General features: G+C 65.0%; 9 protein-coding genes and 1 pseudogene. 4 read left to right on the plus strand and 6 right to left on the minus strand.

Going from position 1 to position 11,218, the window contains the following annotated elements; genetic code table 11:
- Nucleotides 1-563, minus strand: a pseudogene (locus ABW137_RS33215) (hypothetical protein); the annotation flags it as partial.
- A 174-nt stretch (nt 564-737) separates the two neighbouring features.
- On the opposite strand from ABW137_RS33215, the gene ABW137_RS33220 reads away from it, so the two are divergent.
- The gene (locus ABW137_RS33220; protein WP_526406764.1) at nt 738-2,735 is read left to right on the plus strand and encodes a hypothetical protein; all 1,998 of its coding nucleotides are present in this window, start codon (nt 738-740) and stop codon (nt 2,733-2,735) included.
- An 81-nt stretch (nt 2,736-2,816) separates the two neighbouring features.
- On the opposite strand, the gene ABW137_RS33225 is transcribed toward ABW137_RS33220, so the two are convergent.
- From ABW137_RS33225 to ABW137_RS33240, 4 genes are all read right to left on the minus strand, one after another.
- Nucleotides 2,817-3,848, minus strand: a complete 1,032-nt coding sequence (locus ABW137_RS33225; RefSeq protein WP_526406766.1) for a DUF4331 family protein — start codon at nt 3,846-3,848, stop codon at nt 2,817-2,819.
- A gap of 236 nt (nt 3,849-4,084) precedes the next feature.
- Nucleotides 4,085-5,791 (minus strand): CocE/NonD family hydrolase, encoded by a 1,707-nt coding sequence (locus ABW137_RS33230; protein ID WP_526406768.1) that lies wholly within the window; start codon nt 5,789-5,791, stop codon nt 4,085-4,087.
- An 8-nt stretch (nt 5,792-5,799) separates the two neighbouring features.
- A complete protein-coding gene (locus tag ABW137_RS33235) occupies nt 5,800-6,162 on the minus strand; it encodes a hypothetical protein (protein ID WP_526406770.1) in 363 nt (120 codons plus the stop codon).
- Nucleotides 6,159-7,019: a DODA-type extradiol aromatic ring-opening family dioxygenase gene (locus ABW137_RS33240; RefSeq protein WP_526406772.1), complete on the minus strand. Its 861-nt coding sequence runs from the start codon at nt 7,017-7,019 to the stop codon at nt 6,159-6,161. Before ABW137_RS33240 ends, ABW137_RS33235 begins: the two co-directional genes overlap by 4 nt.
- A gap of 103 nt (nt 7,020-7,122) precedes the next feature.
- Between ABW137_RS33240 and ABW137_RS33245 the strand changes: the two genes are divergently transcribed.
- Genes ABW137_RS33245 through ABW137_RS33255 form a run of 3 tightly spaced genes read left to right on the plus strand, consistent with a single transcriptional unit; the run spans nt 7,123 to nt 9,877 of the window.
- Nucleotides 7,123-7,926 (plus strand): IclR family transcriptional regulator domain-containing protein, encoded by an 804-nt coding sequence (locus ABW137_RS33245; protein ID WP_526406774.1) that lies wholly within the window; start codon nt 7,123-7,125, stop codon nt 7,924-7,926.
- A 32-nt stretch (nt 7,927-7,958) separates the two neighbouring features.
- Nucleotides 7,959-9,128 (plus strand): CaiB/BaiF CoA transferase family protein, encoded by a 1,170-nt coding sequence (locus tag ABW137_RS33250; RefSeq protein ID WP_526406776.1) that lies wholly within the window; start codon nt 7,959-7,961, stop codon nt 9,126-9,128.
- Nucleotides 9,125-9,877, plus strand: a complete 753-nt coding sequence (locus ABW137_RS33255; protein WP_526406777.1) for a citryl-CoA lyase — start codon at nt 9,125-9,127, stop codon at nt 9,875-9,877. The genes ABW137_RS33250 and ABW137_RS33255 overlap by 4 nt, the downstream gene beginning before the upstream one ends.
- On the opposite strand, the gene ABW137_RS33260 is transcribed toward ABW137_RS33255, so the two are convergent.
- Nucleotides 9,874-11,218: MFS transporter (locus tag ABW137_RS33260; protein ID WP_526406779.1), on the minus strand; the 1,345-nt coding region annotated here is incomplete at its 5' end. The genes ABW137_RS33255 and ABW137_RS33260 overlap by 4 nt on opposite strands.

Here is an 11,218-nt window from a genome sequence, read left to right on the forward strand (position 1 = left end):
ACGTTCTCACGCACTCGCAGCAGCTCCTGTCGCCGCGCGGCGTCTGCGGTGTCGCCCTGCTGCCAATCGGACACCGTGGGCAGGATCGTCCGCAGCTGCTCGTCAATGCGCTGCGCGAGTTGCTGCCCGTAGAGGTCGATGGCCGTCTGTACGGTTCTGATGGCCTTCTCGCCTGAAGTGCTGCTGCAACTCATGGTGATCACCGACGACTCGCCTGCCTGCGCCACATTGAGTACGACGGGGGCGTCTTCGGCCATCTTTCTGGCGACGGCCCAGGCGAAGCCCTCACCTGACAGGTAGGCGATCTCGCCGCCGACGAACGTGCTTGAGTTGCCCTGGTTATCAGGGGTGACCTGACTCGCACCGCCTGCGATTGCGGTCAGGTCGGCCGGATTCCGAAGCCGCAGGAAGGCGGTCGCGGTGGTGTCCGTGCCGAATGCGCCGAAGGTCAAGCCGCCGATGAGGGCGCCCACGCAGAGGCCGATGACTGCGCCGAGGATTAGCTGCTTCAGCACGAAGCGGGTTTCAATCGACGAGAGCAACGCAGTCGTGGACGGGGGCACTTTCGACACATTGACAGACACTTTGCGGCGCTCCGTCCTGAATCGATACTATCTCATGGTATATCGATCCAATCACTTTGCTGCGGACACACCCGCATCCGGCGCGGATCGCGTAGGGTTCGCCACTAGGGCGGGATGTGATTCGAACGCATCCACCCACGGGCGGGGGCGGCGGTGACGGATTTGAGCCGTGAAGGCATCCCGCGAGCCGTTCTCTACTCGGCCGCGTGCCTGCTGCTGTCGATGATGGTGCTGACGGCACTCGGTGCGCCCCGGCTGGCCCGGGCCGAGCCGCTGAACGCCGATCCCATCGCCGGCGAAGACACCACCCTGCCGTGGACCGCGCTCGGTCTACCCAGGGAGATCACGTTGGTCGGCGCCGACACCACCCAGGAAGTCACACTTCCCGTGCCATCCGGGTTGAATGCCATCCGCTTGCGTGGGCTCATCCACGCTCCTGTGGGCTTCGGCGCCGGGTTCGTCGAGATCGACGACAGCAGAGGCGAAGCTCTGGCAACCGTGGATCTGCCAGCGGCGACACCGAGCCAGGCGGCGGTGCCCTTCGACGTCGACATCGCGGCGGCCCGGGTGAGCGGATCGGCGCTCGGACTGTCCCTCGCCGTGCGACAAGCCGAGATCCCGCCTGAGCAGCCGTGTGGAATCGGGGAACGCCTCGTCATCAGCGATCTTGCTGCGGTCTTCACCGGCACCGAATCCCCCTCGACGTCAATCGCCACCTTCTTTCCTCCCGTCCTCGAGCGGCTCGTGATCTATGCGCCGATCGACGCCGACGGCGCCGAACAGCAGGCGGTACTCACGCTGACGTCAGCGTTCGCGCGCATGTACAGGCCGCAAGCGACGGCGATAACGGTCGTGAACCACTCGCGCGGCGCGACACCGCCGCAGGCACCTCAATTCACCCGGGCCGTCGTCGTCGAAAGCGGTGACGCCGGACTCAATGTCATCAATGCGGGCCAACCCGCCGTCTATCTCAAGATGACCGGCCGCGGTGACCAACTCACCGAACAGGCATCGCTAGTGGTCAACCGACTGCAATCTTTGGTGCAGCAGCCGAATGCCCGTGTCAACAAGGCCGGCTCCGACGCCGACGCCGACTCCGACTCCGACGCCGACTCCGACTCCGACGAGATGAGCTTCCGCCAACTGAATCTCGGAGGTGAAAGCGATGTCCTCGGGACATCGAATTTCACTGTGGGGGTCGATCGTTCAGCATTGGGCGTCGAGCGCGTCGACAACGTGGGGGTGCATCTGCTCGCCATCCACACGCCGGTCGCAGCCCTGGACTCCGCCAGCCTGATGGTCCGGGTGAACGGCCAGGCGGTGTACACCTCTGCGTTGGACGACAGCGGCCGCGTCGATGCGGTGTTCGACGTGCCCGGTGAATTGCTCGCGCAGAGAATCAATTTCGAGTTCGACCTGACCTTCAGCCCGCGGCAATTGTGCAACCCGACGTTGGCACCCATGACCATTCAGCTCGACCCCCGGTCGACGTTGACCATGCGACGCGGTGGCCAGGCCCTCGGCGGGTTCAGCGCCGTGCCGTCCGAGTTGAACCCGGAGTTCCTCGTCGCCCTCGACGGCAGCAGCCCGGATCAACTCGACTATGCGGCGCAAGTGGTGGCGGCCATCGCACGAACGACGGGGACCACCTTGATGCCGCGTGTGGTCGACGTCAGGGCTGCCTCCGACGCCAGTACCGCCGCGTTGATCGTGGCGAACGCGGCGACACTCAAGCTGACGTCGATGCGCCCGCCGATCGGGGGTGAGAGTGCCGATGTTCAGGTGGGCCTACGTGACGAACTTCGCGCCGACATCGGGGACGGCCTCGGTTCGATCCAAGTATTCACGGACGAACCCCGCAACCGCACGGTCATCCTCGTCACCACCAGCGGGGCGTGGTCACTCGTCCCACCGCTCTTCGGCTACATCGATCAGTTGCCCGACGGCTGGTCCGCGCTCGACGGCGACGTGCTGGCGGCTGGCACCGAGGGCACCGTGACCAACCTGACGATCGGGGCCGACGAAGGACCGACCGCGACGGCGGGCCCGGCCGGCCGGTCCCCCTTGTTGCTGATCGGTGCGGGATGTCTCGCGCTGGTGACGTTGGGGTTGGGGGCGGCGCTGTGGCGGCGGCGCCGCACCGCCGCTTAGCTCCCCGAGCATCGTCGCCGCCCAGTGGGTCGGTGGCTTGCTACGACCAAAAGACCCGCCCGACGCCAGGTGTCGGTCAATTCACGGCGCGGCTGGGACGTACGGGAAGGTGGATGACGGCTTGGATGTGACGGAGCTGCGGCCGATTCCCAGGCTGACCGGAGTGTTGGCGGCCAGGCTGAACATCACGTCAGGGGCATTGTCGATCAGCGAGCGCCCGTTCCAGCCAGCGAACCCGAACACGGCGTGGGTGCCCACCGTGTAGGGCAGCACATTGGGAAACATCCGGTGCGCCACGTACTCTCCGTATCCGGCTGGGTGCTCGGCGGTGCCGTAAGCGCCGACGACACCGGCGATCTCCTTGGCGACCAGGCTGCCGTAGGTGGCGTAGTCGTCACGAGGTGTGCCCACGTTCAGCTCGTTGCCGAGTTCCTCGTTGAACTGGGTGAAGAGCGGGTGGATCATTGGCAAACCGACGCGGTTGATGGAGCGCCAGCCGCCGGCGTCGGTGGCCAGTGACGCCACCGCCCACACCCCGATGCGGTCATCGGCGGCGCGGGGGTTCAGATCGTCGTTTGGGACTTCGAGCACGATCGAGTACACGGTCGTGCCTGCGAACAAGTTCGTTGCATCAGCGGGCGTCCAGTCGCCGAGATCGACGGTGGTGCCGTCCTGAAACGCGTGGCCGACGGCGTGCAGGACATTCGGCTCGATCCAGAACGGATCGCCCGCCTGGCCCGCCCACAACCGAGTCCCGTCGGGGCTCGTCGCGACTGCGTCGGTAGTGCCAACGAGCACCGGTGACCCGACCTCGGCGGGATCTGCGGCCGCGGCCGCCGAGATTCGCCGAAGCTCGAACGGCTGGTGCCCACCGGCATCGCGGTCGGCGAAGGTGATCCGGTAGGTGATCTCTTCGACGGCGTCGCCGTCGAGGTCGATCTTGAACTCGTACCTGCCTTCTGGGTGAAAGCCCGGCGCTGGGATGTCGCCGCCGAGGGAGTGACAGACGTTGATCACGAATGCGGTACCGATTTCGCCGCGGAACACATACAGGTCCGTGATGTCGAGACGGATGTCCTGGCGAGCCAGCGGTGAGTCAAGGTGATGCGACATTGACGCTCCTAATGCGTTGTGCGGCGCTCTCGGTCCTAGAAGACCTCTCGCCCGCCAGAAGACCTCTCGCCCGACAGAAGACAATGCCCTACGTCTGAGGTCGGTGTCGGCACTGCTGTCTGCAATTGCGGGTTGGTGCTGGCCGGAGACCCGAAACACCTGCTAGCCGGTATTGACCAATGGCCCAGACACTAGAGTTCGGCGGGTGCCGGAATGTCGTCGGTTGGCGCGACCCCTCACGACTCGATCACTGGAAGCAGTAGGTAGGACGCTTGCTCGCCGCCGCTGATCAAAGTGGTCTGCCCCGCGTAGACGTCCGAGCCGCGATCGTGCGGATCGGTGTGGACGAAGATTCCGTTGCCTCGCATCGACACTCCGTACGTGAACGGCCAGGGCCCATCACCGGCGAACTCGAAGTCGCGTCCGCTCACCACGACGCCGAGGCGGTAACCCGCGGGGATGATCACCGACGTCGGCCAGATTTCGACCTGTACGTCGACCGGATTGCCGGGGATGAGCGGCTGGCGTTCGTCGAAGGTGTGCCACGGTCGGTATGGTTTGCTGCGCAATGGATCTTGCTTACGCAATGAGGCGCGTAGCAAGCCGAACCCGACGATGCCGTGCGGGTCCATTGCGGACGGGAAGGTCACATCGCGGCCGTCCGGGTCCTGCACGCGCAGGGTCAGGAACAGATCCGCGTCGGTCGTGGACGACGAAACCCGTAGGTACCCCGCCGCCGGACCGGTCAGTTCCATGTCCCCCGACAGTGGTTCGGTCCAGAACGTGAGTCCGACGCCTTGCGCGTCGAACGACGCCTCACGTGACGTTTCGTCGCGTTGGTTCGAGAGCGCGTTGTTCTCGATATCCAGGTGGAACTTGGTCCATCGGGTGCGTGCCAAGGGCCACTCCTGCTCGGCACGCTTCGCGAATGTTCCGTCGACCCGTCGCACGTTGAGGGTTACCGGAGGTTGGTTCTGCCAGCCGGTGTCCTCGCCCTTGAGGAAGTGCCCGAAGAATTGCTTCTGCAACGCCACCCCGTAGTCGGTGTAGAACTCGACCCAGTGCTGAAAGCCATGCACCTCAAGCCATTTCTGCTCACTAGACACCCCTAGGTACCCTTCGAAGCCGCCGCGGGTGTGCAGATGATGCGCCCAGTTGGTGGCTGACAGCACCGGCACGGTGATGTTCGAGAGTTCGGCGGTGCGGTGTTGGTAGAACTCGTCGAGCAGCGGGCGTTCCCGCAGCGCGGTGACCACGTCCGCCCGGTTCTCGGCAAGTTCGTCGTCGGTCAGGACCTCGGGTCCGGCGACGGGTTCGCCGGTCGCGCGGCTACGTGGCGGTTCCTTCGTGCCGTACTGCACCGACGACACTTGCACCGGATACCACTGGTTGACGAAGACGTTCAATATGCCGCCGTGGTGCGTCATCTCGCGGTAGAAGTCCGTGGCGCCCTCCCACGGGCAGATCGCGGTCAGGTGTGGCGGTTGCAACGCGGCTACCTGCCATTGGTTCACTCCGTAGTAGGAAATGCCCAGCAAGCCGACCTTGCCGTTGCTCCACGGCTGCACACCGGCCCACTCTATGCACTCGTAGTAGTCCTGGGTCTCTCGCGGAGAGAAAATGTCCAGATAGCCCGGCGAACGACCCGCGCCCCGAGAGTCCACCCGTACCACCGCATATCCGTCGGGCACCCATTTCTCCGGGTCGACGGTCTCCCAGTTCTGGTAGAGGTTCGACGAACCCGCCAGCGCGTCGGGGTGCTCGGCCTCGAGATTCGCCCACATCGCGGCGTAGCCGTCCTGAAACGCCAGTCCCTTGGCGTAGGGCCCGTGGGTCATCAGGACCGGATGCGGCACTGTGTCGTCGGGGCGGAAGACGTCTGCGCGTAGCACCAGACCGTCGTCCATGGCGATGGGAACGTCCCATTCGATGATCACTGCCATCTCCTGCGTTATGTGGCGATGTCGGGGTAGGGCATCTCAACGTGCGCCAGTTTGATGGCGTAATTGCGTTGCATGGCTAGGGGTTCGGTGGCATCACGCTCGAACAGCGCGATCCACAGGGTGAGGGTGAGAAATGGGTGTACACCCATCTCGAACAGTGCCACGTGGTCATGGCGCATCAGCGCATCGCGTTCAGGGTCGGTGAACCGCTGCCACGTCGAGGCTTCCCCCGCCTGGCAATTCAGAACCAGATTGGCGCACTCGGTCTCCCACCAGGTGACGGTACCCACGGGGTCCTCGCGGTAGCGTTCGACGAGTTCGGGATCGCGGTCGACCATGTACAGAAACTTGTTGACCAGATACTTGCTCATGCGCCGAGTCCGTTCGGGTACCAGGTGAAGTACGCCTCCATGGTGTGGAACAGGTCCAGGTGGTCGGCGTAATCGGCCTTGTTGTAGCCGGCGATGCCCATCATGAGCATGAAATCCATGAAGCCGTGGGTGGCGTTTCCCGGCGCGTGCAGGCTGTCGAGGCTGACGTTGGCCAGGCAATCGTCGATGTCGCCGTTGGCAATCCACTCGACCGCCTTGGCGTCGAATTCGGGATCCGGTCCCTGCGGGCCGAATTGCCTTGGGCCGCCCAACTCCAGGGATAGGTGGCCGCTGCCGATCGCGGCGACGCGAAGGTCCGATGGCCACGCGTCGATCAGTTCGCGGATCGTCTGGCCCAATCGGACGAAGCGCTCGGGGCGCGGCAGCGGCGGTGCAAAGATGTTCGTGTAGATGGGAACGATGGGCAGGTCGTTCTGCGGCCGCACGTTGAGGATCGGGCAGGTGATCGAGTGGTCGACCCGCAACTCGTTGCTGAAGGCGAGGTCGAAGTCCCTGTCGATGCCTTCTCGCAGGATATGGGCGGAAAGTTCCTCGTGCCCCTTGAGCAACAGGCGCGGCAGACCGAATTCTCTTTCTTCGTTGTAGAAGTTGGCGTCGTAGAACGGCGCCTTGCCGACGAGGAACTGCGGCATGTTGTCCAGCCAGAGTTGGTGGAAGTGATCCGAACCCACCATCACCAACACGTCGGGCCGCGCCCGTGTCAGGGTCTCGCGATAGGCCTCGACTTTGCGCACCCACTCGGCTGCGAAGGGCGGCGCCTGGTCGGGCGCCAACCGACTGGTCCGGTAATAGAACGGGTGGTGCGTCATCGCGAGCACCGCCACTAACTTAGCCACGCCGACTCCTTCGTCCGCTTGCCGGACCATCGTCCGTTTTATGCCTTGACTGTAGGATGTGACGCAGACCCGAGGGTTGTCAACAGGGAAGGGGTGGAACCGAATGGCCGGACGCGGACAAGGCTCCGATTTCGTCGAAGCATTGGCGCGCGGCCTGGACATCTTGAGCTGCTTCTCTGGCGAGCGACCCACCCTCACCCTGAGCGAGGTCGCCGGGGCTACCGACCTGGCCCGGCCGACGGCACGACGTCTGCTGCTGACCCTGGAAGAGCTGGGCTATATCCGCTCGATCGGCAACCAGTTCGCCCTCACCCCGCGGGTGCTCTCGCTCGGCATGGCCTACGTCGGCTCGCTGGGCTTGTGGGACATCGCCCGGCCGCATATGGAACGCCTGGTCGCCGCCACCCAGGAGTCGTCGTCGATCTCCCAGCTCGACGGGTCGGACATCGTCTACGTGGCCCGCGTCGCCGTGCCGAAGTTGATCACGCTGCGCGTGGAGATCGGAACCCGCTTCCCGGCGCCGTACACCTCTCAGGGCAAGGTGCTGTTGGCCGCCCTGGAGCCGTCCCAGCTGGTAGCCACGCTGGCAGAACACAGCCGCTCCGGACTGCCGCCTCGGCCGCCCCTTGACAACGTGCGCTTCGCGGCCGAGCTCGAATCGATTCGGGCAAGGGGATGGGCCCTGGCCGACGAGGAACTGGCTCCGGGCATTCGGTCGGTAGCCGTTCCGATCCGCGACGGCGACGGCCAGGTACGGGCAGCAATGAACGTGACGGTGCACGCTGCCGAGACGAGCCTCGAAAAGCTCACCGACGACTGCCTGCCGTTGCTGCTCCGCGCGGCTGGCGACGTGTCTGCGGACTGGGCGCTGTGGCAGTCACGACCCCAGGCCACCGTCCCTGCTTGACATCGGTGGGAGAATTGCGGACAGTTGTCCGTATGGTGGTTACCGATCAAAATGCCAAGTCAGCGGGACCCCTCAGCGGCCTCGTGGTCGCCGATTTCTCCCGTGTCTTGGCGGGCCCGTACTGCACGATGCTGCTGGCGGATATGGGCGCCGACGTGATCAAGGTCGAATCCCCTCACGGCGATGACACCCGTCATTGGGTGCCGCCTACCAGCGATGACGGTGTGGGCACCTACTACCTGTCAGTCAACCGCAACAAACGGTCGATCGCGCTGGATCTCGGCGATGCCGACGACAACGCAGTGGCTCAGGCCCTCTCTGCGCGCGCCGACGTCTTCATCCACAACTTCAAGCCGGGCGGCCTCACGCGATTCGGCTTGGACTACGACTCCGTGCAGACAGCCAATCCAGGTGTCGTCTACTGCTCGATCAGTGGCTTCGGGTCGGGTGCCGGTGCTTCGATACCCGGCTACGACTTGCTGGTGCAGGGTGTTTCGGGCCTGATGAGCCTGACCGGAGCGCCCGATGGTCCGCCATACCGGGCCGGCGTCGCAGTCTTCGACGTGATGGCAGGGCTCCACTCGGCCATCGGCATTCTGGCCGCGCTGCATCATCGCGACCAGACCGGACTGGGCCAGGAGATCGAGATCAATCTCTTGTCGAGCGCTCTGTCTGCTCTCGTCAACCAGACCTCGGCCTATATCGCGGGCGGGGTGGTACCGACGCGAATGGGCAACGCCCACCTCAGTCTGTATCCCTACGAGCCGATGCCCACCGGCGATGGCGACCTCATCATCGCCGCAGGCAACGACCGTCAATTCCGCAAGCTGGCCGAGGCATTGGGAGCCAGTGACTTGGCCGATGACGAACGGTTCTCGACTGTATTGGCGCGCAACGACAATCGCGATCACCTCCGGCCGCTTCTAGAGAAGATGTTGGCCACGAAGTCGGCGCAGGAGTGGTTTCGCCTGCTCTCTGCGGTCGGCGTCCCCTGTGCGCCGATCAACGACGTCCGCGGCGGGGTGCAACTTGCCGAGGAACTCGGGTTGGAACCGGTGGTCCTGGCCGGCGGCGTGAATACGATCCGTCACCCGATCCGAATGTCTCAGACCCCAGCACGTTACGACTACGCGCCGCCGTCGATCGGCGAGCACGACGAGGAGATCCGGGCCTGGATCGCCACCGGAAGGGACTCGCAATGACCACTTATCCAACCTCGCTTGGCGTCTCGACGAAAGACACCATCACGCTCATGGGGCATGATCTGAGCGCCGACCTGATCGGTCGAATCAGCTTCGGTGAGCTGGCCTACCGGTTGATCACGTTGCAGGAACCGACATCCGGGCAGCTGCGAGTGTTCGAGGCCGTGCTGGTGGCACTGGCAGATCATGGTTTCACCCCGACCGCGATCGCCGCGCGCCTGACGTACCTTGGCGCGCCGGAGGCGTTGCAGGGTGCGCTTGCCGCGGGCCTGCTCGGCGGCGGGTCGCGGTTCCTCGGTGTCAGCGAGGACACCGCACGGTTCCTGCAGCAGACGCTCAGCGGGCTCGACGGCCTGCCGGAAGACGAGGCGGGTTGGGACGTGGTGGCCGCGAGAGCCATTGCGGCACACCAGGGATTCGTTCCGGGGCTCGGCCACCACCTGCACAAGGACGGTGATCCGCGCACTCCAGTGCTGATCGGCGTCGCGCGAGAGGAGGGCCAATACGGTCCGCATCTCGCGTTGTTCGAGGCCGTCGGGCGGATGGCGCCGAAGAAGCTGCCGCTCAACGGTGCGGGCGCGTGCGGCGCGGCGCTCGCCGACCTGGGAATCCCGACCGAACTGTGCCGCGGCGTTGTCCTGCTGGCCCGGTGTGCAGGTATCTTGGGCCACCTGGCCGAGGAGATTCGCAACCCCGTCGCGCGTGCGATCTTCGATGACGTCGAGTCGAACGCCGTGTACACGCCCTAGGGGGTCCGCCTGATCGCGCGTCGGCGCGCCGATGACGAACGGCGGGGCGGTAGCACCATCCGCTCGCTGCGGACACACGCCACCGCCACGACGCCGACCAGCGGAAGGAGTGTGAGCTGCCACAGTGCGGCGCTGCTCCAGCCAAGGACGGCTACCAGCCGGGCGAACAGCAGCCCGGAGAACACCGAGGCGCCGTAGAAGCTCAGCACGAAGGCGCCTGCAGCGCGGCTCACGAACTCAGGCCGCACGGCCCGCTGAAGAGCCGTGGTGCAGTTGGTGAACAGGATTCCACTGGCGAAGGCACCCATGCTGAACGCGAGAACGTACTGCGCCGCAGGCGAAGTGGCGAGGTGATAGATGGCGAATGAGCTCGCGCTTGAGCCGAGAAAGCCGACGGCAAGCAGAAGCGGCTGACTGACGAGGTCGCCGAGCCACCCGGCGATCAGGGCGGTCACTGCGCCGAATCCGACGAACGATGCGGCGAGTGCGATCTGCCCCGGGGTAAAGCTCAGTTCCTCGGCGAGATAGGTCGGATACAGACCGAGGAAGCCGTAGAACATCAGGCCCGTCACGGTGCAGGCAATTGCGAGCGCCACGGAGTTGAGGTTGACCACCCGTGCCGGAACGTTGGTGAAGTCAGCCGATTCCGAGCCGGGCTTGGTGACGGTGACGGCTTCGGTCAGCTGCCGCGGCACGGCCAGGCGCGCGAGTACGGCCATTGCCAGGCCTGCCACGCCGAACGCGACGAAGGGCGCACGCCAGTCTCCCCAGAAAGCCGCAAACTTGTTGCCCAGCAAGGGACCCAGGAAGACGCCGATACCGAAAGTCACCCCGACCACCCCGGCTGCGAGCGCACGACGGTGAAAGAAGAAGGACCCGACCACGGTGTACAGCACCGTCGCCTGCACTCCCTCTCCTATCCCGGAGATGACGCGGTAGACGGCCATGTCGACGAAACCAGAGGCCAGCGGAATGGCCAAGGTTCCGAGTGAGTAGACGACGATGCTGATCACCAGAACGGCTCGGCGGCTGAGTCGATCGATGACATAGCTGGCCGGGATGCCGGTCAGCGCGAGGCCGAGAGTGAAGCCCGTGGCGAGCAGCCCGCTCTGCTCGAGGGAGAAGGCGAACTCCTCGCGGATCTGGGGCAGCAGCGGATAGAAGACCTGACGGTCCATCGCATTCAGAAGGTACGACACGCACAGCACCCCGAACCCCACGGCTATCGCCACCGGCCTGAGCCGGTCTTCGGGCCGGGGATCAACACCTTTCGCGGCGCTGTGACGAGTCAAGTCTGCGGGGTCGGTCACGGGTTCGGGCATTGCCGATTCCTTCCGTTCT

The sequence above is a fragment of the Mycobacterium sp. genome, from assembly GCF_040509115.1.
Classification (GTDB): domain Bacteria; phylum Actinomycetota; class Actinomycetes; order Mycobacteriales; family Mycobacteriaceae; genus Mycobacterium.

Coding starts and splice junctions, on each gene's coding strand:
- ABW137_RS33225 (WP_526406766.1), bottom strand. CDS start 3,848: ATGTCGCATCACCTTGACTCACCGCTGGCTCGCCAGGACATCCGTCTC.
- ABW137_RS33235 (WP_526406770.1), bottom strand. CDS start 6,162: ATGAGCAAGTATCTGGTCAACAAGTTTCTGTACATGGTCGACCGCGAT.
- ABW137_RS33230 (WP_526406768.1), bottom strand. CDS start 5,791: ATGGCAGTGATCATCGAATGGGACGTTCCCATCGCCATGGACGACGGT.
- ABW137_RS33255 (WP_526406777.1), top strand. CDS start 9,125: ATGACCACTTATCCAACCTCGCTTGGCGTCTCGACGAAAGACACCATC.
- ABW137_RS33250 (WP_526406776.1), top strand. CDS start 7,959: ATGGTGGTTACCGATCAAAATGCCAAGTCAGCGGGACCCCTCAGCGGC.
- ABW137_RS33245 (WP_526406774.1), top strand. CDS start 7,123: ATGGCCGGACGCGGACAAGGCTCCGATTTCGTCGAAGCATTGGCGCGC.